The sequence below is a fragment of the Vreelandella zhanjiangensis DSM 21076 genome, assembly GCF_000377665.1.
In the GTDB taxonomy this organism is placed as follows: Bacteria; Pseudomonadota; Gammaproteobacteria; order Pseudomonadales; family Halomonadaceae; genus Vreelandella; species Vreelandella zhanjiangensis.
Genome location: NZ_KB898649.1, coordinates 319,103 through 343,075 on the forward strand (window position 1 = coordinate 319,103; position 23,973 = coordinate 343,075).

At 54.0% G+C, this 23,973-nt stretch carries 25 protein-coding genes; 9 read left to right on the forward strand and 16 right to left on the reverse strand.

What is annotated here, in order from left to right; translation table 11 throughout:
- Positions 1–185: 185 nt before the first annotated feature.
- The 4 genes from D467_RS0110500 to D467_RS0110515 form a co-directional block, all read right to left on the reverse strand.
- A complete protein-coding gene (locus D467_RS0110500) occupies positions 186–1,136 on the reverse strand; it encodes a metallophosphoesterase (RefSeq protein WP_018917480.1) in 951 nt (316 codons plus the stop codon).
- Between the two features lie 2 nt (positions 1,137–1,138).
- The gene (locus tag D467_RS0110505; protein WP_026285719.1) at positions 1,139–2,071 is read right to left on the reverse strand and encodes an NAD(+) kinase; all 933 of its coding nucleotides are present in this window, start codon (positions 2,069–2,071) and stop codon (positions 1,139–1,141) included.
- 85 nt (positions 2,072–2,156) lie between these two features.
- Complete coding sequence (locus D467_RS0110510; protein WP_018917482.1) at positions 2,157–3,026, reverse strand: carboxylate/amino acid/amine transporter; 870 nt, start codon at positions 3,024–3,026, stop codon at positions 2,157–2,159.
- Between the two features lie 99 nt (positions 3,027–3,125).
- Positions 3,126–3,806 (reverse strand): YqaE/Pmp3 family membrane protein, encoded by a 681-nt coding sequence (locus D467_RS0110515; RefSeq protein WP_018917483.1) that lies wholly within the window; start codon positions 3,804–3,806, stop codon positions 3,126–3,128.
- A 281-nt stretch (positions 3,807–4,087) separates the two neighbouring features.
- On the opposite strand from D467_RS0110515, the gene D467_RS0110520 reads away from it, so the two are divergent.
- The 5 genes from D467_RS0110520 to putP all read left to right on the forward strand — a co-directional run bounded on the left by D467_RS0110520 (position 4,088) and on the right by putP (position 11,093).
- A complete protein-coding gene (locus D467_RS0110520; RefSeq protein WP_018917484.1) occupies positions 4,088–4,495 on the forward strand; it encodes a CBS domain-containing protein in 408 nt (135 codons plus the stop codon).
- A gap of 247 nt (positions 4,496–4,742) precedes the next feature.
- Positions 4,743–5,102 carry a hypothetical protein gene (locus tag D467_RS0110525; RefSeq protein WP_018917485.1) on the forward strand — a complete coding sequence of 120 codons (360 nt, stop codon included), beginning with the start codon at positions 4,743–4,745 and terminating at the stop codon, positions 5,100–5,102.
- A 32-nt stretch (positions 5,103–5,134) separates the two neighbouring features.
- Positions 5,135–5,974 (forward strand): AraC family transcriptional regulator, encoded by an 840-nt coding sequence (locus tag D467_RS0110530; protein WP_018917486.1) that lies wholly within the window; start codon positions 5,135–5,137, stop codon positions 5,972–5,974.
- Positions 5,975–6,117: 143 nt separating this feature from the next.
- Positions 6,118–9,309, forward strand: coding sequence for a bifunctional proline dehydrogenase/L-glutamate gamma-semialdehyde dehydrogenase PutA (putA, locus tag D467_RS0110535; protein ID WP_018917487.1), 3,192 nt, complete (start codon positions 6,118–6,120; stop codon positions 9,307–9,309).
- 293 nt (positions 9,310–9,602) lie between these two features.
- Complete coding sequence (putP, locus tag D467_RS0110540) at positions 9,603–11,093, forward strand: sodium/proline symporter PutP (protein ID WP_018917488.1); 1,491 nt, start codon at positions 9,603–9,605, stop codon at positions 11,091–11,093.
- A gap of 109 nt (positions 11,094–11,202) precedes the next feature.
- On the opposite strand, the gene D467_RS0110545 is transcribed toward putP, so the two are convergent.
- Positions 11,203–11,535, reverse strand: a complete 333-nt coding sequence (locus tag D467_RS0110545) for a YqcC family protein (protein WP_018917489.1) — start codon at positions 11,533–11,535, stop codon at positions 11,203–11,205.
- A 286-nt stretch (positions 11,536–11,821) separates the two neighbouring features.
- Between D467_RS0110545 and D467_RS0110550 the strand changes: the two genes are divergently transcribed.
- The 4 genes from D467_RS0110550 to D467_RS0110565 all read left to right on the forward strand — a co-directional run bounded on the left by D467_RS0110550 (position 11,822) and on the right by D467_RS0110565 (position 14,818).
- Entirely contained in the window at positions 11,822–12,856 is a 1,035-nt protein-coding gene (locus tag D467_RS0110550; RefSeq protein ID WP_018917490.1) for a DUF3549 family protein, read from the forward strand.
- 37 nt (positions 12,857–12,893) lie between these two features.
- Positions 12,894–13,334 carry an ATP-dependent zinc protease family protein gene (locus D467_RS0110555; RefSeq protein WP_018917491.1) on the forward strand — a complete coding sequence of 147 codons (441 nt, stop codon included), beginning with the start codon at positions 12,894–12,896 and terminating at the stop codon, positions 13,332–13,334.
- A 40-nt stretch (positions 13,335–13,374) separates the two neighbouring features.
- On the forward strand, positions 13,375–14,283 hold the full coding sequence (gene rimK / locus D467_RS0110560) for a 30S ribosomal protein S6--L-glutamate ligase (RefSeq protein WP_018917492.1): 909 nt from the start codon (positions 13,375–13,377) through the stop codon (positions 14,281–14,283).
- An 88-nt stretch (positions 14,284–14,371) separates the two neighbouring features.
- Positions 14,372–14,818, forward strand: coding sequence for a hypothetical protein (locus tag D467_RS0110565; protein WP_018917493.1), 447 nt, complete (start codon positions 14,372–14,374; stop codon positions 14,816–14,818).
- 3 nt (positions 14,819–14,821) lie between these two features.
- Here the strand turns inward: D467_RS0110565 and D467_RS0110570 are convergent, their stop codons facing one another.
- From D467_RS0110570 to D467_RS0110620, 11 genes are all read right to left on the reverse strand, one after another.
- Positions 14,822–15,544, reverse strand: coding sequence for a SanA/YdcF family protein (locus D467_RS0110570; protein ID WP_040460354.1), 723 nt, complete (start codon positions 15,542–15,544; stop codon positions 14,822–14,824).
- Positions 15,545–15,562: 18 nt separating this feature from the next.
- Positions 15,563–16,132, reverse strand: coding sequence for a putative Fe-S cluster assembly protein SufT (gene sufT, locus D467_RS0110575; protein ID WP_018917495.1), 570 nt, complete (start codon positions 16,130–16,132; stop codon positions 15,563–15,565).
- 8 nt (positions 16,133–16,140) lie between these two features.
- On the reverse strand, positions 16,141–17,406 hold the full coding sequence (locus D467_RS0110580) for a cysteine desulfurase (protein ID WP_018917496.1): 1,266 nt from the start codon (positions 17,404–17,406) through the stop codon (positions 16,141–16,143).
- A 40-nt stretch (positions 17,407–17,446) separates the two neighbouring features.
- Positions 17,447–18,790, reverse strand: coding sequence for a Fe-S cluster assembly protein SufD (gene sufD, locus D467_RS0110585; protein ID WP_018917497.1), 1,344 nt, complete (start codon positions 18,788–18,790; stop codon positions 17,447–17,449).
- Positions 18,787–19,536 carry a Fe-S cluster assembly ATPase SufC gene (gene sufC, locus D467_RS0110590; protein ID WP_018917498.1) on the reverse strand — a complete coding sequence of 250 codons (750 nt, stop codon included), beginning with the start codon at positions 19,534–19,536 and terminating at the stop codon, positions 18,787–18,789. Before sufC ends, sufD begins: the two co-directional genes overlap by 4 nt.
- Positions 19,537–19,615: 79 nt before the next feature.
- Positions 19,616–21,058 carry a Fe-S cluster assembly protein SufB gene (gene sufB / locus D467_RS0110595; protein WP_018917499.1) on the reverse strand — a complete coding sequence of 481 codons (1,443 nt, stop codon included), beginning with the start codon at positions 21,056–21,058 and terminating at the stop codon, positions 19,616–19,618.
- A 67-nt stretch (positions 21,059–21,125) separates the two neighbouring features.
- The gene (locus tag D467_RS0110600) at positions 21,126–21,590 is read right to left on the reverse strand and encodes an SUF system Fe-S cluster assembly regulator (RefSeq protein WP_018917500.1); all 465 of its coding nucleotides are present in this window, start codon (positions 21,588–21,590) and stop codon (positions 21,126–21,128) included.
- Positions 21,591–21,833: 243 nt separating this feature from the next.
- Positions 21,834–22,175, reverse strand: coding sequence for a zinc ribbon domain-containing protein YjdM (locus D467_RS0110605; RefSeq protein WP_018917501.1), 342 nt, complete (start codon positions 22,173–22,175; stop codon positions 21,834–21,836).
- Positions 22,176–22,252: 77 nt separating this feature from the next.
- Positions 22,253–22,729, reverse strand: a complete 477-nt coding sequence (locus D467_RS0110610; protein ID WP_018917502.1) for a YbhB/YbcL family Raf kinase inhibitor-like protein — start codon at positions 22,727–22,729, stop codon at positions 22,253–22,255.
- Positions 22,730–22,790: 61 nt separating this feature from the next.
- Entirely contained in the window at positions 22,791–23,348 is a 558-nt protein-coding gene (locus D467_RS0110615) for a hypothetical protein (protein ID WP_244147822.1), read from the reverse strand.
- Positions 23,349–23,397: 49 nt separating this feature from the next.
- Entirely contained in the window at positions 23,398–23,769 is a 372-nt protein-coding gene (locus D467_RS0110620; RefSeq protein WP_018917504.1) for a thiol-disulfide oxidoreductase DCC family protein, read from the reverse strand.
- Positions 23,770–23,973: the final 204 nt, after the last annotated feature.

Genomic DNA, 23,973 nt, shown 5'->3' on the forward strand with positions numbered 1-23,973 from the left:
ATCTATAGACAAAAAAAATCCGGCGGAGGGGCCGCCGGAAAAAAGCAAGGGATCATTCAAGGGAACACTTACTCTGATAGCCGACCGCACAGTTAGTTCAGCAGTTTCATAAAAAAAATGTAACCAGTTGTATCTACGACTAACCCAGGTTAATCAAAATCTTTCGCATTTAGTGAAAAATACTTTTAACCTTCGTTAACCACTTGAACCCAAACAAAATTATCCGAACTTAGCTGCTTTTCTCCGCTCCACCGATAAGCCACCAAACGGCCATATTTAACCGCACTATAATCCAGACAGGCGATATTTTGGGTAGGCAATGCGGGGATTCCTTCGCACCAATAATGGCCTATAAAAAGCGGTGGCTCTTCCGGGCCATAATAGCTCAGGCGCTGGTGCTCACTCTCGGAAAGCACACGCTCTTCCAAATCGCCCGGCAGGTTATCCGGTTGAAAAACGACATCGCCCCACTGCTCAGGGTGAGCCGACCAGAAATGCGCCCGAAAGCTCTGCCGGGTATAACCATCGCCGGATTGAATGGCAATGCCGCTAGGCAGCGGGATATTCGCTCCCCGGGTTAGCCGGTCGATAATACGATAAGCCTCGGTAGATGTGTCGGCGGACTCAATTAAAAACTGGTCATCCAGACAGCCATTAGGCAGTCGCTGCTTTAGTTGCCCAATCAGCGCATCATCCCAGCAGGCGTGTACTACGCGAATACCGTCTATTTCTAGAAAAAGCGGCAGCGTTTTAAACCAGGCAAGGGTGTCTTCCCACTCGCTTGGATAATCCTGGTACTGGGCCAAAGTGGCTTCAATAATACGGTTATGGCGCGGTGTGTGCTCACACAGCCAGCGTTTATGGCTGTCTGGCGGCGCCGGGTGGGTATACGTCAGAGCATTGTGCTCGTGATTACCCATGACGATATGCGCCTCCCCCGCTTCCACCATACGCCGTGCAACGGTGACGGCAAGACGAATACGCGGGCCACGATCAATTAAATCGCCTAGAAAAATAACTTTTCGCTGGGGATGACGATAAACGCCCCCACAGTCGCGATAACCCAGTTTTTCCAACAGGGCAATCAGCGTTGCACCGCAACCATGCACATCACCAATCAGGTCGTAACCTTCCATGCTTAATCTCCCAGCCGGTGGCTCCAACCTAATTTACTGCGCAGCACCTCATAAAAGTTATGCCCAATAGGGTGTACAAGCTTGACGCGCTCTGGCTTGCGCTTAATGACTAGTATGTCGTCTGGCTTGGCCACTGCCCGTGTTTGTCCATCACAGCTTATATGTGGGTAGGCCTGATTGGTTTCACCAATATGAATTCGAATTTCGCTGGCCGCATCAACCACGATGGGGCGGCTGGAAAGCGTATGCGGAAACATGGGAACCAACGTCACCACATCAAGCTTGGGATGCATAATCGGGCCGCCGCCGGAAAGCGCATAGGCTGTCGAACCCGTCGGCGTTGCAATAATCAACCCGTCGCTGCGCTGGCTATAAACAAACTGGCCATCAATGAACAGCTCAAACTCGATCATGCGCACGGCTTTGCCAGGGTGCACGACCACTTCGTTTAACGCATCACCATTGCCTACGGCGACCCCGTTACGATACAGCACTGCATCAAGCAAAAAGCGCTCTTCAATTTCAAACTCGCCGGCCAGCACTTCACCCACCCGGCTTTCCAGTTCGTCGGGCGAGATATCGGTAAGAAACCCCAGCCGCCCCCGGTTCACGCCCAACATCAACGTGCCGCTGCGGCAAAGCGTGCGTGCCGCGCCCAGCAGGCTGCCGTCACCACCAATCACAATCACCAAGTCACACAGTTCGCCCAACATCCGCCGGCTGGCTTCGGGCTGGCCGTGGCTCGGGATCACGGTGGCCGTGCGATCTTCAACCAACACGTTATAGCCGTGCGCTACCAGATAGCTGATCAGCCGTTGAAGCGAGTCGACGACTTTGTCACTGCCTAAACGACCAATCAAACCAATCGTTTTAAAGGGCCGTGTACTCCTTTCGCCGGATAACGGCGCGGAAGATGGCGGTGGAGTGTTAAGCATGGGCGGCTCTCGCTGGCATCAGCCTCACATTATGGCGATACCAGGAGTATCGGGCAAATAAGCTTAACGAAACCAAGGTAATAACTCAGGCCACGCTTGCGCTTCGACGCGTCAGCCACCAATGATTCAACCATAGTGACCCGACCATGATGAGCGCGCCCAATGCTAGCCGCACGATATCCGCATCACGGTTCCAGATTAGCAGGTTGACCAGTAAACCGGCCGGAATAAGGGCATTATTCATAATCGCCAGCGTACCCGCATCTACCTTGGTAGCGCCCTGGTTCCAGGCAAAGTAACCCACGCCTGAAGCCACTAGGCCCAGCCACGCCAATACCCCCCACTGCAGTGACGTGCTGGGCAGCGCTGCACTATTGCCAAACAGAAGGTAAGCGGGCAGCGCAACTACCATGGCGCCGATAAAAAACCAGCCAAACACGTTATGCCAGGCAAGCGTTGGCGGCAGGTCGGCCGCTAAGCGGCGATAGCCAACTTGGCCAAGCGCAAAACAAAGGTTGGCGCCCTGAACCACAAAGAACCCCTGCCAAAAACCGCTATCAATCCCATCGTAGCGAATAATGGCGGCGCCGATTACCGCCAACAGCGCGGTGATGAGATACATAGGTGTAAAGCGGCCAAACAGTAAATCGTCAAGCAGAGCGATATACACAGGCGTAAAGATAGTAAACAGGAGTACTTCCGGTACGGAAAGCAGCAAGAAAGATTGGTAAAAAAACGTGTACATCACGCCAAGCTGTATCGCACCAAGGCCCATCAAAGCGAGGCGCTGCTTACCGCGCAGCAGGCTTGGGCGTAAAAAAGGTAAAAAAACCAGCATTGCCAGCGTTACCCGAACCAGCACCGCGAAATAGCCATCGACCTGACCCGCCAGGTAAACGCCTATTAAAGAAAATGAAAACGCCCATAGCGCCGTTACACTAATCAGATAGCCCACTGGTAAACCTCGTTTATTTAAATGGTTTACGCAGATTATACGGACTTATCTGGGCCTGCCAATCGGTAAACCTGTATAAATATATTAGTTAACGGAGTTCTACACACGCTTCACCCACCACAGGGCATAAATTACGCCAGGCAGCCAGCCAAGCAGAGTAAGCACCACGCCGATAAGAATACGCGGGCCCCCGGCACCGGTTAATCCCAATGCTAATGGTGGTAATAAAACTGCTAGCGCCATATAGGCAGCCTTCAACGCCTTAGGCTCGTTTGCTGATGAGGCTGCGTTAGGCTCTTCACGAACCTTCTTAGGCTGAGCCTTTTCGGGCTTAATCTCATCTGCTTTGGCCTCATTAACCCTGGTCACATCAACTCTGGTCTTATCAACCCTGCTCTCATCAACCCTGCTCTCATCAAACTGCGCCTCCAAATGAGCGTTACCTGGCTTGGCAGAAGATGACGATGGCTTGGACTGGGAAGAAGATACCGGAGGCGTAAAATGCTCCACTACCGGTTGGGCACGCTGAGTGTCGGCTTGCTCACGGGCTTCTTTGCGATGGGCCTGCTTATCGATTTTTTGTTCTAACTCGTTCGCACCCTGAGCAAGATCATCGTGATAGCGCTCCCAATCTTCCCAGTCGTGTGGTGTTCCGGACTTGGGTCGCTGCTGCCCTGCCCCACGGGCGCGTTCCCAGGATTTTTCCTCGAGGGTATTCGGGCGATCGGGCTCCCGCTCAACGCCCACACCTTTGCGATTAAGGTACTCGCGTGCATCCATGTGAAGCTCCTTAAGTAAACGATACGCAAAGCGTTGAATGTAAATAGTGCCTGTTCATACCAAGCATGGCTAAATCATCTACAGTGGTAAAAGCGTTAAAGCTGTAAAACGTTTAAGCTGTGAGAACGTTTGCAAGGTTACTCTAAGTATTACTGACTCTAGGTATTACCGAATCTAAGTATTATCGAATAACCTGGCCTGCGTTGCACTTAGCTATCACGCTTTAAGATCTCATTGCACACAAGGTGATTTATATAAGAAGTGTGCATAAGGAGTGACCTATGAACCAGCAAGCCCCGCATACCGTTCGCGATATTATGTCCCGTGACTGCTACCGCGTCTCACCCTCAACATCCATTACCAACCTGGCGCAAGGCTTGGCGCTTCATCGCCTGCCGGGCGCACCCGTTGTTGATGCGTCAGACCGATTAGTTGGCTTTATTTCTGAACAGGATGTATTGGGTCGCGTGCTCGATTGCCTTTATCATGACCATGAGACACCCCTGGTCGGCGAGCTAATGCGCCATGAGGTGCTGACGACTACCCCCAATAAAAGCATTACCGATCTTGCTCAGGAAATGCTCGGCAAAAAGCCCAAAGTCTATCCGGTCGTGGAGCAGCTTCGCTTGGTAGGTATTGTTACCCGGCGTGATATCCTGATTGCGCTACTCAAAATTCGCTGCCATTGAGCGTTAATAGCAAGCTAACTGCTGATCAATAATCAAAAAAAACCGCTGCTTTAAAAAGCAGCGGAAGCAAGGGATCGAAAACAATAGCTAGGACAACACTATTAGCGACTGCTATCGCTACGTTGCCTGTACTAACTCAGACACTCTCTAATCAAAAAGTTCTCTAAAACGTAAAATTTTCGTCTCCGAAGGGGTGCACGCGTATACTAAAGCCTACATATACGCGAAAGTGGCTAGGAGTGAATGCATGGCACTTTACCTACTGGTACTCGGGGTTTGCCTGTTGGTGATAGGTGCCGTTTTACTGGTATTGATGACGGCGGGGACACCCCGTTATCGCACCGAGCCAAAAGATTTGCTGGCCCTTTTTGACAAGGCGTTAGATAGCCAGGTGAGCGAAACCGAGTGGAATGCGATTATCGGCTACCCGATACGCCATAATGAGTATCTGGATGGGGTTCGCCGACGTGCCGCGCACCTAATGGAGCTACATGGTCGGCGCTGGCTGATCGCTCAGGGTAAACCGCTTTTAAATCATGAAGGGCAGGCAGAGCTGCAAGCATTACGCGATCATCTGGCGGCCCATACGGCGTTGCATCAGAAGTAGATGCGGCTGAACGCGCCGAGGAGATAATAGCCATGCCGAGTACCATCCGCAGAATCCCACTGGATAGCGCCACTCACCATCACGCGCATGATTTTCATCAAATCGTGATAACCCTGTGTGGCTCATCGGAATTTGAGATTGAGGGGCTGGGTGGCCGCGTAAATGCCTTTTCAGGCTGCATTGTGCCGGCGAACCATGAGCACTACTACTCAGGTCAGGGCCTCAATCGGCAGCTCATTCTTGATCTTCCAGAAGATGCGCCAGCGCTTACCGGCGAGCATCGCGAGCTGGTCGCCCTCTTTGATGCCCCGCGCTTTTTCGCCCTGGATAACCCGTTACGCCATTACCTGGCATTTATGGAGAGCGAACTCGCCCAGGGATTTGACACGTCCGGCGCCTGCTTTCAACAGGACCGTTTAGCCGCCACCCTACTTGGCTCGTTAAAAGCCCGGCTTGGCAAACCCGATTCAGCATACCAGCGGCGGATCGACCTTAACCAGATTGATCGTTTTATCAACCGTCACCTGGCCGATACGCTGCGTGTGGCTGATTTAGCTAAGCTCGCTTGCCTGAGTGAGGCGCACTTTTCGGAGCGCTTTCGAGGCCAAACCGGGCTTTCGCCCTGGCAATACGTCAAGCGCCAGCGGTTGCATGCCGCCCGTCAGCTTATTCTGCAAAGCCGACTACCTTTAACCGATATTGCCATTCAAACCGGCTTTGCCAACCAGAGCGCGCTTTCTCATGCGTTCAGACGCAGCTATGGCGTATCGCCTCGTATGCTGCGCCAGGCGACAACGGCACCGCTGGCTAAAGCGTCACCCGTCGGAGGTAAAAATCCGTTGGCAGCACAAAAACATGCCACTAAAGTCTAAAAATCGCGACGCTTGCCACGATATTGACATATTTTTCCGAGAAACCGACATACACCGAACCGGATAGCACTCTACATTCGAGCGCTGCTTGGGCGAAAAGCCCTACCACCTATTCATCTTTATCTAGATTTTCGGGGGCCTCAATGCTCAACGCTAAAAAAATGCGTGATTCTGCCACCTGGCAAACTGACCTTGATACGCTGATGGCCCAGGTGAGCGACCACTACCTGGTGGACGAAGAAACCTACGTTAGCGAACTTATCAAGCTGTTGGATACGGATCGCGAAGATTTTGCCCGCATTGAGGCTAACACGGCAGCGCTGATACGCGATGTACGTGCCATGGACACCGCCGTCGACACCATTGATGAGCTTTTACAGCAGTACAGCCTGGATACCCATGAAGGGTTGATGCTGATGTGCCTGGCCGAAGCCATGCTGCGCATCCCCGATAAGGCGACCGCCGACGCTCTGATTGAAGACAAGCTGGGCCCGGCCGACTGGCAGTCCTATGCAGGCAAAAGCGAGTCATGGATGGTCAACGCTTCCACGTGGGGTCTGTTGATGACCGGCCGCGTTTTAAAGCTCGACCACCCGCGGGATGGCCAGCCAGCTACCTTTATTAACCGCATGGTTAATCGTATGGGCGAGCCTGTGATTCGTCGCGCGATGGTTGAAGCGATGAAAATCATGGGTAAGCAGTTCGTATTGGGGCGTGATATCAACGAAGCCCTGAAACGCTCCAAACCGCTTTTCAATAAAGGCTACACCTACTCTTACGACATGCTGGGTGAAGCCGCGCGTACGCGTGATGACGCCAAGCGTTACTTTGATGATTACGCCCGCGCCATTGAGCAGGTGGGTAAAACATCTAAAACGCTGGGTGACAAGACGCCCGCGCCGTCGGTTTCCATCAAGCTTTCTGCGCTTCATCCGCGCTATGAATTTGGCCGTCGTGAGCAAGTACTCGCAGAGCTTGTCGACACCGTTATCAAACTGGTAGCCAAAGCCCGCGAGCTGGATGTTGCCGTTACCATTGATGCCGAAGAAGTCGATCGTCTGGAGCTTTCGCTGGAAGTTTTCCGCGCCGTGTATTCAAGCGATGCGGTGAAAGGCTGGGGCCACTTTGGCCTGGTGGTACAGGCATACTCCAAACGCGCCCTGCCGGTACTTCACTACATTAACCGCTTGGCGGATGAGCAAGGCGATGAGGTTCCGCTGCGCCTGGTGAAAGGCGCTTACTGGGATAGCGAAATCAAAGAGTCGCAGCAGCTGGGTGTCGATGGCTACCCGGTTTATACCCGTAAAGCATGTACCGATGTTGCTTACCTGGCGTGTGCCCAGTTCCTGCTTTCAAACGATACCGTCGGGCGCATTTTTCCGCAGTTCGCCACGCATAACGCTCATACGGTCACCAACATTCTGGAATTTGCCAACCATAACAGTCGGCCGTTTGAGTTCCAACGCCTGCACGGTATGGGTGAAGCGCTTTACGATGCGGCCTTGGAGCGCGCGCCCAAAGGCACGTACTGTCGCATCTACGCCCCGGTAGGCGCGCATAAAGACCTGCTGCCCTACCTGGTGCGCCGCCTGCTGGAAAACGGTGCCAACTCGTCGTTCGTCCACCAGCTGGTTGATCCGGAAGTTCCGGTGGAATGGCTTTGCCAGCACCCGATTGAGACCTTGCGCCAGCAGAAATCATTGACCAATACGCGGATTCCATTACCCAAGGATATTTACGGACCCAAGCGGCGTAACTCGCGGGGCGTTAACCTAAATATCCGCAGCCACTTCTATCCGCTGATGGATAAGATGGCCACCTTCATGGATAAGCCGTACCTGGCCAAACCGCTATTGGCGTTCGACGTGGCAGACGATGCCGCCAATACCCACAGCGTGACCTGCCCGTTTGATCGTCGTCAAAGCGTAGGCAGCATTCAATGGACGACAAAAGAGCAGGCAACCAAGGCACTGGATGCGGCCTGGAATGCCTTCCCCCGCTGGGAAGCGACGCCGGTTGTCGAGCGCGCGGCCATACTGCGTCGCCTGGCCGACCTGATGGAAGACAACATGCCGGAGCTTATGACCCTTTGCTCACGCGAAGGCGGCAAGCTCTTGACGGACGGTGTGGACGAAATCAAGGAAGCCGTCGATTTCTGCCGCTACTACGCCATGCGTGCCGAGGAATCTTTCGGCGAGCCAATTGACCTGCCTGGCCCTACCGGCGAATCCAACCGCCTGATCATGGGCGGTAAAGGTGTGTTTGCCGCGATAAGCCCGTGGAACTTCCCGGTGGCGATCTTCTGCGGTCAGATTGTTGCCGCTGCCGTTGCGGGCAATACCGTACTGGCTAAGCCTGCCGAACAAACATCGATTGTTGCTCATCGTGTGATTGAGCTGCTTTACGAAGCAGGCCTGCCGCGCGATGTGGTTCAGTTACTGCCGGGCGATGGCCCGACCGTGGGCAGCGTGCTGACGTCCGATCCGCGTATCACCGGAGTGGTCTTTACCGGTGGCACCGACACGGCGCAGATTATCAACCGCGCCTTGGCTGCGCGTGAAAACGCACCGCTGCCCACGCTGATCGCTGAAACCGGCGGCATGAACGCCATGATCGTCGACTCTACCGCCCTGCCCGAGCAGGTTGTGGTCGATGTTATTCAGTCTGCGTTCCAAAGCGCTGGCCAGCGCTGTTCGGCGTTGCGGGTTCTTTACCTGCAAGACGATGTTGCCGACCGCGTCATCACGATTCTTAAAGGCGCAATGAGCGAGCTGCGTATCGGTGATCCGCGCGATTTGGGGACCGACGTAGGCCCGGTGATTGACGAAGAAGCCCGCAAAGGCCTGCTTGAGCATATCGAAAAGCTTAAAGGCGAAAACCGCTTAGTCGCTGAAACGCCGATGGCTGCCGAGCATACTCAGAACGGTACTTTCGTGGCACCAGTGGCCTTTACCATCGACAGTATCAATTCGTTGACCCGAGAGCAGTTTGGTCCTGTGCTGCACATTGTGCGCTACAAGGCCAGCGAGCTTGACCGGGCAATCAGCGATATCAATGGCCGTGGCTACGGCCTGACTTTTGGGGTGCATAGCCGCAATGAGTCCTTTGCTGCTGAAATTGCGCAGAAAATTCGTGCGGGCAATGTGTACATCAATCGTAATATCATTGGGGCCGTGGTGGGCGTCCAACCCTTTGGTGGCCAAGGGCTTTCAGGTACAGGTCCTAAAGCGGGCGGGCCGAACTACCTGCAGCGCTTTATCACCGAAAAAACCGTTACCAATAACACCGCCGCTTTAGGTGGTAACGCGTCTTTGCTGGCGCTAGGCGATGAGTAAATAGCTCATCTTAATAACGAACCTGAACTCCTCAAAAAGGATCTCTCATGGTTGAAAATAATAGCGCAATAGCCTTCACATACCCCCTCTACAGGAGGGGGATATTAGGCATAGGGAACATTACACATAAACGTCCTACACCTCTTGTTGACGGTACCTTCGATGAACATTCGAAGGTCGTAACGTGAATTAGAGACAGGGTTAACAACAATAAGTCTGTGCGATTACCAAGCGTTGCTCGGTAAGCGCACTCACCGGTCGGGGTTATCCGACTTGATAAACGGGAGAATTTCATGGCTATTGGCGTTTGGATCAGCCTTTTTGCTTACTTTGCGCTTATGATCGGCATTGGCCTTTATGCCATGCGCACATCCACCTCGACCTCTGAAGATTATGTGCTGGGCGGTCGAACCTTGAGCCCCAAAGTAGCGGCCCTGTCAGCGGGTGCATCAGACATGAGCGGCTGGCTGCTGCTGGGGTTGCCCGGTGCGATGTTCGTATCTGGCTTGGGCTCGGCCTGGATAGGTATTGGCCTGTTCGTTGGCGCTTTCTTTAACTGGTTATTAGTCGCACCACGCCTGCGTGAGCAAACCGTTCACTATGGTAATGCGATTACTATTCCAGCCTTTCTGGCCAATCGCTTCCCTACGCGGGCGATGTCGCTGAGAACGGTATCCGCGATCGTTATCGTGATCTTCTTTGCAGTTTACACGGCCTCAGGCCTAGTGGCTGGCGGGAAGCTGTTCGAAAGCGCCTTTGCGGGAATCATCAACATTGGCGATATGAGTGACTACGCTCTGGGCATTATCATCACCCTCGGCGTGGTGCTTATTTATACTGTAGTGGGCGGCTTCTTGGCCGTGAGCATGACGGATTTTGTGCAAGGCTGCATCATGATGCTGGCACTGATTATCATGCCGGCAGTCGTACTCTTTGGTGAAGGCGGCGGCGGTTTCACTCAAGCATCGCAGACGCTTAACGAAGTCGATCCCACGCTCTTGTCGTGGACGGACGGCCTGACCTTTATCGGCTGGCTTTCTGCCGTTACCTGGGGCTTAGGTTATTTCGGCCAGCCGCATATCATCGTGCGCTTCATGGCCATTCGACACCTGAAGGATGTACCTACTGCGCGTAATATTGGTATGGGCTGGATGGCGATTTCCCTGATTGGTGCGGTTTCACTCGGCATCTTTGGACGGGCCTACGCTATCCGTAACGGTATGGATATTCAGGATCCGGAAACGATCTTCATTATCCTGGCGGAGCTGCTGTTCCACCCGTTGATTACCGGCTTCCTGTATGCGGCCCTGCTTGCGGCGGTCATGAGTACCATTTCCAGCCAGCTGCTGGTGGCGTCTTCCTCACTCACCGAAGACTTCTACCGTCTCTTCCTGAACAAGCAGGCATCGGAAAAGCAGACCGTTACCGTCGGTCGGATCAGTGTCGTGCTGGTAGGGTTGGTGGCAGCCTTTATTGCCTCTGATCCTAACTCTCAGGTGCTTGGGCTGGTTAGTAACGCCTGGGCAGGCTTTGGTGCGGCGTTCGGCCCGCTGATCATCCTGTCGCTGATGTGGTCGCGCACTAACGGTGCTGGCGCCATCGCAGGCATGATCGTCGGTGCTGTCACCGTCATGGTCTGGATTGCACTGGGCTGGAATGGCGAATTCATGGGCGGCCCTGGCGTCTACGAGATCATTCCTGGCTTCATTGCTTCCTTCATTGCCATTATGGTGGTGAGCAGCATGACGGCCGATGCGGGCGAATATCAGCATATCGAGCGATAGACAAAGAGTCTGATGCTATCTTTCAAGGCCACCTTCGGGTGGCCTTTTTCATGCGCCACCCATCTTTGCCCATCGGGCCTGCCACTACACAGACCCGGTGGATTAACACCTAGTTTTCCGTGACTAGCTGGTCAACCTTCTCAAACGCACGCACCACCAGAAACTGATCACTGGGACGCACCTTTTCCTGCATAAGATAGGCGGCAATAGCAGGGGCTACTTCACATTTGGCAGGCAGCGGCGCGTTGGCATCAATAAGCGCATTGAGCCGGGCGACAAACACAAAGCGCACCCACTGGGGTAGCGACATGGTATCGATACAAAAGGGCTCCTGGCTTGCAAAAGCACTTGCCTGGGGAGTTTCGACACGCCATAAGTTGGCGGCCTTCATGGCGGCTTCAAGCTCGAGAAGCGCGGTTTGAAGCTGTTGATGGACGCTCATAAACACCTTAATTAATCAGTAACGGTTCACCTTTATTATCCCAACTCTATTCTTGAGTTGCTACTTATACCCAGTAATTAACAGTTACCCACCGATTCACAGAAAACCTGCAAGAGCCTGTGGATAAACTATGGAAAGGTGTCGCAATCGCTACTCTCAGAAGGCTTACAGGAAATTGTTCATTTTTTGATCATTCGCCTAAAGAAAGCAGCGATTTAACCGCCGTTTCGGCTGACACTGTGCGGTGGGCAAGGTAGAGTGCAAGCTTGAAATGCGGAAGGACATCATGCAACCGATTCAGACTATTGATGAATTTTTTATACGCAGCGGCGCCGAGGTTACGATCTACCATATGGGCCGACGCGTTACCGCCTGCGCTCGCGACACGCTGGCAAGCTTTGAGCAGGGCCAAATCGCCTGGCCCGAACCATGGCAAGGCCAGGCGCGAATAGCGGCGGTTTTTCGCCTTGGGGATATGCCCGAGCCTGCGATCTGGTTTTTAGCACTGCCTTTGGATGAACAAGGATTACTCTCCCCTGCCCAGCGCGACGGCTTTTTAAATCGGCTGATAGAAACCCTGGGAAAAAATGTTGCTAAAGTGGGGCAAAACGTTAAAGACGTGGATCATCTAATGAAGGATAATCCGCTCGCTTTTACACCGAGTGTCACCTTTCAGGCGATGCTTAATGCCTACGCTACCCTGGAGCGAGGATTGCCCGCCAGCCAGCATTTTGAGCCGGTTGACGCCTATTTGAGCGGGCAGCTAGCCATCGACTGGCAAGCATTGGGGCTTCAGGGTATCGCCGATTATACGGTCAGGCTGGACGACACCCAGGCCGAGGCCCTTACTTCTCGGCTTGCGACACTACCTACTAGCGTTGTGCACTCACTCTGCTACTGTTTAGAACACCAGCCCTTGCCAGAACCAGTAGTATTGGCGCTGCGTGAGACTGGCGAGCAGGCAGCGAGTAGAGGCGACATGGAAACGCTATGTGCCTGTATACGTGCAGTAGGTAGCACCTCGCAGTCGGCCGTTGGCGACTGGTACTCGAGCCTTTTAGAAGATACACACGCCTGCGGGCCAGATGTACTCGCAGCAATTGCCGGGCGCGGCTGGCTATTATTGGAAGACGCGTACCGTTTACCGCTTTTTCTCACCCGTTTGGCTGAAGATGAGCGGACTAATTTTGCCGCTGTCGTGCGTGATATTGCGCTTGTCCCCCGTTTGCGGTTACCTGTCATGATGGCGCTGCGGGATGCGCCGGCAGACTCAGCGGTACAGCGTCGGCTGGCAGTCATGACACAGGCAGCTAGCCGTTAAACGGGTAGCGCTATCTATGTATTGCAAGGAGTAAACCGTGAAGGAATTACCCTATCAGGCTAAAGCGGTCATTGGCCGCCGCGAGATGGTAACGTTGCCTGAACTGGGCCTTCATCTATGCTGTAAAGCAGATACAGGCGCCCGGACTTCAGCGCTGCACGCCGAAGATATTCAAACTCATGAAGATGAGCACGGCCAGCTATGGGTAAGCTTCATTACCCATAGCGGCGGGCCGACAACGCCTGAACACCGTATCAAACTGCATCTTCATGATCGGCGCCGGATCACCAGTTCAAACGGACACAGTGAGTGGCGCTACGTGATCCGTACACCAATGCAGATGGGCCAGTTGAACTTTTTTGTTGAGCTCACCCTGACAGACCGCAGCAATATGCGTCACCCTATGCTGCTTGGACGCCGCGCCATGCGTCGCCTGCTGGTTGCCCCAGGCGCTGCATTTTTACATGGCGAGCCCTGACCTAACGATGACTAGTCCTTTTTTTGGCCCGGAGTCCTGAATGCACATCGCTCTACTTTCACGTAATCGCAACTTGTACTCTACCCGCCGCCTTATTGAGGCTGCGGAGGTTCGGGGCCATACGGCGCGCGTGGTGGATACGCTGCGCTGCTATATGAGTATCGCCTCGCATCACCCTTCAATTCATTACAAGGGCCAGGAGATCGAGCCGTTTGATGCGGTTATTCCACGGATTGGCGCGTCGGTCACCTTTTACGGCTGCGCGGTGCTGCGTCAGTTTGAAATGATGGGCACCTATGTGATCAACGATTCCGTGGCGATTGCCCGCTCGCGGGATAAGCTGCGCTCGCTGCAACTGTTGTCACGCAAGGGGCTAGGGCTACCGATTACCGGTTTTGCCCACTCGCCGGATGATATCCCCGACCTGATTACCATGGTCAAGGGCGCACCGCTGGTCATTAAACTGCTGGAAGGCACCCAGGGTATCGGCGTGGTACTCGCCGAAACCAACCAGGCGGCCGAGTCGGTTATCCAAGCCTTTATGGGCATGAAAACCAACATCATGGTTCAGGAATATATCAAGGAAGCGCGCGGTGCGGATATTCGCTGCTTCGTGATTGGCGATAAAGTGGTTGCTTCGATGAAGCGCCAAGCGGCAGAGGGCGAATTTCGCTCCAACCTTCACCGCGGCGGTACCGCCAGCATTATTCGCATTACGCCTGAAGAGCGCTCTACAGCGATTCGCGCGGCGAAAGCCATGGGGCTTCGTGTGGCGGGTGTTGACCTTTTACGCTCTAACCACGGGCCGGTCATCATGGAGGTTAACTCCTCGCCCGGTTTGCAGGGCATTGAAAATGCCACTGGCAAAGATATTGCGGGCATGATTATCGAGCATATCGAAAAAAATGCCTCTCCGGTTCTTAAAGCGCCTCCCAAGCCTAAAGGCTAAGGGGAAAAACCAAAAATAATCCGCATTAGGGGTGGCAAATAGTCTCTGCCGCCCCCACAATCTGCGTCACCGAAGGAGGTAGACGCTCATGTTTCTCGACAATCGCCAAGTGGCGATGGACAGCGTTCTGGAAGCGCTGGCCGATAGCATTGATTATTTCCAGGATAATATCGAACGCCTGCGCCCCTCGCTGCGCGATGCTCTGAAACCGCACTACACTGCGCGGTTAAAACAGATGCGTAAACTGCAGGAACTGGCGCGTGCGCATTTAAAGATGTTACCCCGAGATGCTGACGTTGAACGCGATGATTTTTTATGGCTCTGGAGCCGTCTTAAAAGTTTTGTGGGCAACGATAGCCAAGTATTGATCAATGAACTGTTAGAGCAAGAGCGTGTGCTGATGCAGGCGTTATCCACCCTCTTTACCCATCCACTACCCGACCCTATCGAGCCGGTCGTTGATGAGTGCATGCAGGGATGTCGTAAGCTGATTCGTGAGCTTTACGGGCTACAAAAACGTAAAGTGCACCGCTAGCATCTATTCGCTTGATTCCGGTTCAAATATATAAAGCGTCGGCGTAATGACTGGCTCGACGCTTCGCAGCTCTATCGGCTCGGCGGGTCCTAAAAAGTAGGGCTGCCTATCCCACACGTAAATATCCCCAAGCGTGGCTACGCGTGCCGCCCACTCGCGCGCTTTCAAACGCCATTCATCGGCGGTGGGTCTTTCTTCGGCCACACACCCGGTCACATCCATACCCAGCGCCCGGCCAATGAATATTGCCCGCGGCAAATGCCAGCTTTGGGTTACCAATAGCGCACGTTCAAGCTGAAAAACATCCCGAGCCCGCGCCAGCGTGTCGTAAGTACTAAAGCCGGCAAAATCCATGGTGAGCTGGTCAGCAGGCACCCCCCGCCGATGCAGATCACGCCACATGGCACGCGGCTCGTTATAGGCCTGGGTACGGTTATCGCCGGATAGCAGCAGATGCGATACACGCTGCTCGGCAATCAACGTGGCGGAGGTGCGCATACGCGCGTGAAAGTGAGGGTTGCGTAACCCGCTACGCGTCCAGTGAGACGTGCCGAAAACGATGCCTACATCCGCCGGACGGCACTCAAGTATCTGTCGATCGATATAGCGTGCCGTACTGCCGAGCACATATAAATTACCAAGCACAAACAACAATGCCGCCAGCAGCAACAAGGCTCCTAGCGACATCAGCAGACGTTTTGCCCACCTCAACAACATGTTGTACATCTAGCGACCCAGAGGCGTTTAAAACATGCCGAGCTCAAGCTTAGCCTCATCGCTCATCATGTCACGGCTCCAGGGGGGGCTGAAAACAATCTCGGTGTGCACTTTATTTATTTGCGGCGCCCCTAAAATTTTATTACGTGCATCTGCCGCAATGACATCTCCCATGCCACAGCCGGGGGCCGTTAGCGTCATGCGAATCGTTACTAACCGCTCGCCGGTAATCAGGCGCTCAATACGACAGCCGTATACCAGCCCCAGATCCACGATATTAACGGGGATTTCCGGGTCAAAGCAGGTGCGCAGCTGTTCCCATACAAACTGCTCGATCTCATCTTCACTGGCACTTTCAGCCAGGGTTGGGCGCGGCAGCGCCTCAAGCCCCAAGGCGTCCAGGTTGCGTCCTTCAATAAGATAAAGGCGCCCTTCAAAACCAACGCTGACCGAGCTACCTTTCGCCTGCATAACGCTGACGATGCTATCTTCCGCCAAGGTTTCCGTTTTGCCAAACGGAATCGCAATAGCCTCCACATCACGCTGGAGCGGCAGTTTCTGACCTCGATCAAGGCTAGCGATTTGCTCGATATCCATAGAGTTCCTTAGCGCACCATACCAATAACACGATTGAGTGCTGCGACAAACGCATCCACTTCGTCGAAGGTATTATACGCAGCAAACGAAGCGCGACACGTGGCATCCACGCCAAAATGATGCAGCAGCGGCTGTGCACAGTGGTGCCCAGTACGAATGGCCACACCCAGCTGGTCAATTAGCAGGCCGATATCCTGAGAATGTGCGCCGTCAACCACGAACGACAGCACGCCCGCCTTGTTCGGCGCAGTTCCCAAGATACGCAGTCCATCAATACGCTGCACCGCCTGAGTGGCATGTTCAAGCAGCATGCCCTCCCACTGACCAATCGCGGTGATCCCCACGCCTTCAACCCATTCAAGCGCCCGGCCCAACGCGATAACTTCCGCAATGGCTGGCGTACCCGCCTCAAATTTATGCGGAATACTGGCAAAGGTGGTGCCCGCGTCGAAAGAGACGGTTTTAATCATCTCACCACCGCCCTGCCAAGGCGGCATGGCCTCGAGCAGCGCTTTTTTACCATACAGCACGCCAATACCGGTGGGGCCATAAACCTTATGACCGGAGAAGGCGTAAAAGTCGGCATCAATCGCCTGCACGTCGACGGTTTGATGCGGTGCAGCCTGCGCTCCATCGACAAAAATCAGCGCACCGTGCTGGTGAGCAAGCGCCGCCATGTCTTTTACCGGGTTAATTGTGCCCAGCGCATTGGAGACATGGTTAACGGCGACCAGCTTGGTGCGCTCGCTCAAAAGCTCACGATAAGCGGCCATATCCAGCGCACCCGTGTCGTCGACCGGAATGACCTTGATGGTAAAACCGCGCTCAGCGGCCAGCAGCTGCCAGGGCACAATATTGGAGTGATGCTCAAGCAGCGATATCAATACTTCATCACTCGCGGTGAGGTTAACGCGCCCCCAGGTTTGAGCCACCAGGTTGATCGCTTCCGTCGTTCCACGAGTAAAGATAATCTGACGAGTATCTTCGGCATTGAGAAACGCTTTTACGCGCTCACGCGTGCCTTCAAACGCCGCCGTCGCTTCATCGGCCAGCGTATGCAGGCCACGGTGGATATTGGCGTTATAGCGCGAGTAGTAATCGCTAAACACGTCAATAACTTGTTGCGGCGTTTGGCTGGTCGCGGCGTTGTCTAGATAGATGAGCGGCTTGCCGTGGACTTCCCGACGAAGAATCGGGAAGTCTTCACGAACCGCCAGCACATCATAGGATGCCTGACTACTCGCTGTCGCTTTCTCAAGAACCGTTGACGACATTCATCACTCCTCATGTAAGCGTTGAGCTTAGTCGTTAAGATTAGTCGTTAAGCGCGACGGCGGTTTCCACCAGGCCTGCCAGGTTGAAGCGTTCAGGCAGCTTACCGGCAACGGCCAGCTCGACGCGCTCGGCAATTTCATCCAGCGCGACTTTGTCCAGCACTTCGCCTGCAAACGCCAGGGTCAGAAGACCACGTGCCGTGGCTTCATCAATACCGCGGGTACGCAGGGCATAAATCGCCTCTTCATCCAACTGACCGGTCGTGGTGCCGTGAGAGCACTTCACATCATCGGCGTAGATTTCAAGCTCAGGCTTGGCATCAATCTGGGCGCGGTCAGACAGCAGCAGGTTCTGGTTGCTCTGGAAACCTTCGATCTTCTGGCTGTCACGCTTGACGTAGACCTTACCGTTAAATACACCGTGAGCACGGTCATCCAAAATGCCTTTATAGTTCTCGTTGGAGAACGTCAAGGGCGCGTTGTGATTGACCTTGGTGTGGTTGTCCACATGCTGACGACCCTGACCGAAGAACAAACCGTAGAAGTGCGTTTCAGCACCTTCACCGTTCAAGTCGCTGATCAGATCATTGCGTACCAGCGCACCGCCCAGGTTCAGGTTGTACGAGGTGTAGCGGCTGTCGCGACTCTGCTCAACATGCATGCTGGCAATATGCATGTCGTTAAGCGGCGCTTCCTGCAGCTTGTAATGATTGAAAATAGCGCCGCGGTCAAGCATGAACTCGCCCACCACGTTGGTAAAGTTAGCGGCATCCTGATCACCGCAATAGTGCTCGATCAACGTAGCTTCACTGCGTGCACCGGCTTCTACCAGAATACGCGGGTGGCTCATCACTGGCGTGCTGCTAGCCTTGGAGAGGAACTGTAGTACGATGGGTTTATCCACCACCGTACCGGGCGCGATACGTACCACAGCGCCCTCTTCCATAAATGCGGTATTCAGCGCAGCAAACGAAGAGAAATCCACACCGGTCAGACGACCAAGCGGGCCACCCACCGCTTCATGGTTTTCGCTAAGCGCTTTGGAAAGCGGCAGCACATGAACGCTTTGGGGAAGTGCGTCCAGGTCTGAAAGCGCCGGTGCAAACACGCCGTCGACGAACGTGAGGCGATAGCCCACGATAGGCAGCGTGACGGTTGCCGCCTGCGCCGGCGAAAAGTTAGCGTCATCGGCCAGCGCAAAGTTGCCCTGGGCGATGGCGCGAACGTCGGTGTATTTCCATTCTTCATCACGGCGTGTGGGGAAGCCCAGCGCTTCAAAGCGTGCAGCGCCCGCCTGACGGCGCGCGGCAATCCACGTCGGTTCCGCCCCGCGTTGCTGGCTACGCGTTTTCAGCGTGTCCAGAAAGGTTTGCGTATCGCTCATGCCGCGGACTCCTCAATACCTTCGTAACCATTGGCCTCAAGCTGCTTGGCAAGCTCGGCATCGCCGGTTTTGACGATTCGACCATCCACCAGAACGTGGACTTTATCGGGAACGATGTAGTCGAGCAGGCGCTGATAGTGAGTTACCAGCAGGATCGCGCGCTCTTCGGCACGCAGGCTGTTAACACCGTCGGCCACCACTTTCATGGCATCGATATCCAGGCCTGAGTCGATTTCATCCAGCATGGCAAGCTTGGGCTGAAGCACCAGCATCTGGAGAATTTCGTTACGTTTCTTCTCGCCGCCGGAGAAGCCTTCGTTAACCGCGCGCTGCAGGAAGCTGGCATCCATTTTCATAAAGCCGAGCTTTTCTTTAACAAGCTTCATGAACTCAGGTGCCGGCATGTCCTCAAGACCGCGGGCTTTACGCTGAGCATTAAGCGCGGATTTCAGCAGATAGATATTTTTAACCCCCGGAATCTCAACCGGGTACTGGAAACCTAACAGCAGGCCCGCCTGGGCACGCTCTTCGATTTCCATTTCAAGTACGTCTTTACCTTCAAAGGTGATGCTACCCTGGGTGACTTCATAGCCATCTTTACCGGCAATCACCGCTGACAGGGTTGATTTACCCGCGCCGTTAGGACCCATAATGGCGTGTACTTCGCCTGCATTGATGGTCAGGGTCAGGCCCTTGAGGATTTCTTTATCTTCAACGGTGACGTGTAAGTCAGTAACTTGCAGCATAATCTTAAACCTTCTAATTCTGGCGAGTCGCTGGCGCGACGCGTATCAAAGTAATTTGTACGGCAAACCGGCTAAACGATTAGCCTACCGCGCCTTCCAACGTCACGTTCAAGAGCGCTTCCGCTTCTACCGCAAACTCCATCGGCAGCTCCTGGAATACATCCTTACAAAAACCATTCACGATCATGCTGACCGCGTCTTCTTCGGAAATACCCCGGCTACGGCAGTAGAACAGCTGGTCTTCACCAATCTTGGAGGTGGTAGCCTCGTGTTCAATAGTGGCCGTGCTGTTGCCAATTTCCTGATAAGGGAAAGTATGCGCGCCGCACTTGTCACCAATCAGTAGCGAATCGCACTGGGTGAAATTACGTGCGCCTTTGGCACGTGGGCCAATTTTCACCAGGCCGCGGTAGGATTGGTCACTTTTACCTGCCGAGATACCTTTGGCCACGATATAAGAGCGCGTGCCTTCACCGATGTGAATCATCTTGGTGCCGGTATCTGCCTGCTGGCGGCCGTTGGTGACGGCGACAGAGTAGAATTCACCGATGCTGTCTTTACCGCGCAGCACGCAAGAAGGGTACTTCCAGGTAATGGCCGAGCCGGTTTCAACCTGCGTCCAGCTAATGCGCGAACGCGCACCGCGGCAATCGCCACGCTTGGTCACAAAGTTATAGATACCGCCCTTGCCGTTCTCATCACCGGGGTACCAGTTCTGTACGGTGGAGTACTTGATGTACGCATCATCTAACGCAACAAGCTCAACAACCGCCGCATGCAGCTGGTTCTCATCGCGCATCGGCGCGGTACAGCCTTCCAGGTAAGACACCTGAGCACGATTTTCACAGATAATCAGCGTGCGCTCGAACTGCCCGGTATTGGCGGCGTTGATACGGAAGTAAGTGGATAGCTCCATCGGGCAGGTAACGCCTTCCGGTACAAACACGAACGAACCGTCGGTAAATACCGCCGAGTTAAGCGCGGCAAAATAGTTATCCGCCACCGGCACCACGGTGCCCAGATACTGTTTAATCAGCTCGGGGTAGTCGCGAATCGCCTCGGAAATGGAGCAGAAGATAACCCCGGCTTCGGACAGCTCTTTCTTGAACGTGGTGGTGACCGATACTGAGTCAAACACGGCATCGACGGCCACACCGGCAAGCGCTGCGCGCTCATGCAGCGGAATACCCAGCTTCTCGTAGGTTTCCAGCAGCTTGGGATCGACTTCATCCAGGCTTTGCGGGCCATCTTCCGGGCGCTTGGGAGCACTGAAATAGGAAATAGCCTGATAATCGATCGGCGGGTAATCCAGGTGCGCCCAGGAGGGTTCTTTCATGTTCAGCCACTGCCGATAAGCGTCAAGACGCCACTCAAGCATCCACTCTGGCTCGCCTTTCTTCTTGGAAATAAAGGCAATAGTGTCTTCATCCAGGCCAGGGGGAAGAGTGTCGCTTTCAATATCGGTTACAAAGCCATCTTTGTATTCGCGACGAACCAACTGTTCCATTTCTTCAGTTGCCATGGTGTTACCCTCCGGGCAGTTGGTGGCGAGGTCTCCTCGCCGTCAATAAGGATAAGTTGTCTAGTCGTTACGCAGAAACCGCCGACAGACTGATACTTTGAATCGGTAATTGCACGGGCAGCTTGAGGGGCGTCGACGCCGCCAAATGGGCCAGCGTCACGCTTTCCAGCAGCGTTCGAATAGCCAGCGACACGCGCTGCCAGTTATCTGCCACACCACACGTGGCGGCCAGTTCACACTCACCTTGTGCCTGACTGCACTCGGTCATCGCAACGGGCCCTTCAATAGCCGAAATAATATCCGCTGCGGTGATTTGCGAGGCAGGCCTGGCAAGCCGATAGCCACCCTGAGCGCCACGCTGGGATGCCAAGAGCCCTGCCCTAACCAGCATTTTAAGCGTCTTGCTAACCGTGGGGTGCGGCAACTGCACGGCTTCAGCAAGATCAGCCGCGGCGTGCGAAGCCTGCGGATGACGGGCAATCTGCGCCATGACCACAGCGGCGTAATCTGTCAGCCGAGAAAGCTTTAGCATGTCGACTCCCATTGATTAGTCAGTCATCAAGCTGGCTGCGTATTAATTGGGTACCATTTTAGTCCTGTATAAATTTGATGTGAAGCCCTAACGCACAATCATTGGAAAATTAGCTTAATTCTGGGCACGTTCGGCGCAGATGGCATCAAAAACGCCAATCATTATCATTTAAAAAATCTATTTGCCGTCAGGTATAAAAAAACCTACCGCGTAAAGGGGTAGGTTTTGTCGTTCATTAAGCGATCAGGCCTTTTTAACAAACTCTGATTTGAGCTTCATAGGGCCAATACCATCAACTTTACAGTCGATATCGTGGTCGCCCTCGACGATGCGAATACTCTTGACCTTCGTGCCTACCTTAACCACCAAAGAGCTGCCTTTTACCTTCAGGTCCTTGATGACCGTGACGCTGTCGCCGTCAAAAAGCGGGTTACCGTTAGCATCACGCACGCTTGGAACGTCATCCGCCGCGTCGGTATTTGCCGTTTTTGACCACTCATGGCCACATTCCGGGCACACGTACTGCAGTCCGTCATCGTACGTAAAAGTCGAGGCGCAGGAAGGACAATTAGGCAGTTCGTTCATGGACGGCTCCATCGCGGGCAATAAGAAAGCGATGGAGCCTACACCGAATGGACAAAATGCTCCAGCCTGAGAGACTATCAGCCCCGCTGGTAAGTGCCCACCAAGCGGTCAATGCCTAATAGATGCGGCTCAACTTCTTTTAAAAGCTCGGCCATGCTGAGCCCTTCCGGCAGCGCCGTTTGATGATCCAGCGCCAGCACCATAAAGTAGTAAAGGTGCTTACCATGCCCCTCGGGTGGCATTGGGCCGCCGTAGCCGCGTTTGTCGAAGTCGTTGCTGCCGGGCGTACCGATCGGGGTATTTTCGTCAAGGCCGGTGATATCCCCCGGCAGATTATAAAGGCTCCAGTGGATAAACCCGTAGCTGCCGTCTTTAACAAGCGGCGCATCGGGATCATGGCAGATCACCGCAAACCCTTTGGTACCTTCAGGCACGTTATGCCAGGCAAGTGGTGGAGATACATCGTCACCTTCGCCGGTATAGCGGGCAGGAATCGCTTGATGCTGCTCAAAAGCCGTACTGGTAACTTGCATGGATGATAGTGCAAATGCCATTTGTCTCTCCTTGGGTTAGCCAATAACGCTTATTACAGGGTGGCTGGAAATAGTGACGCGATCAAGGCCGGTTCAGTGAACCTGAGTGTTGTTGCCACCACTGCCGAGCGATTACGGTATTTTCTGCGTTACCGGCAGGATTCAGCACGGTGGGCAGCTGAACGTAGCTTCCACCTGTGTTCATCATCAAGAGCGGATCTTGCGTTGCCAGCTGTAGCGCATACAGCACCAGCATTTGCTCATACTCATCGTGTGTATCCAAACGTGAAAACAGCAGAGGCACGGCGGGCAAGCCAATTTCGCCTAATCGTTCTGCCGCGATATACCACACCCGTGGATTGTCACGATCACCGTAGGTGGAAACAAAGCGTCGGTCGGAAAGCCGACTCACATAGTAAGACGCCCCTTCTTCAGGACTTACAAATAGTGGCGGCACCCAGTCGGTCGCCGAAGCCGTATTGGCGTAGGTGATCGGCGCTGCCGTGGGTGGTGTTTGAGAAACCGGAACGTCAACCGTGCGCGGATTTTCGGGCGCGGATGTACGCTGATTGCCCGCACACCCGGCTAACAATACGCTTCCCAGCAGTAAGACATACAACACTTTTTGCTGCATTTTCATGCTCCCTGTGCACTCCCTCACAATAGGCCTGCCATATCCATAACTAACATCATGACCAGCGCCCCTGGCGTTTTAAACGTCTTTTTACCCAGCCATCATACAGCTTGCGTAACCCGGGTTTAATAAGCGGCAAGCCAATAACCCAGGCCACTGGGCGCAACAATGCAACACGCGCCATTAATAGCCGATAGGCATCAATCCCCTCAACGATGCGCCCGTCGGTTTGCTCAACATGTAGCGACCTTAAGGCCGCCTCCGGCGCTATCCCTTTATTTCGCAACGCCTGCTGATATTCGCTCACATCGCACCAGCGAATATCGCTTGCCCCTTCGCCCGCCCAACGCTCATAGCGCTGTCTGTCTTTGCGGCAGCTGGGGCAAACCGCATCGTAATAGACATTGATGACATCGTGATTAGGCATAGTCAGCTCTAGGTCATGTTTTAACGGTTAAGTGTGGCACTTACCCCGTCAGAGACAACCCCCAATGCAAAGCAACTCGGAAAGCATCCGCTGTTAACCGCCAAACGACAATAAAAAAAGCCTGCGATGCCAAATGAACGGCTTCGCAGGCTTTATTAACACCTTCTATTTCATCAGCATCTATTTCATCAGAACCTATGTCAT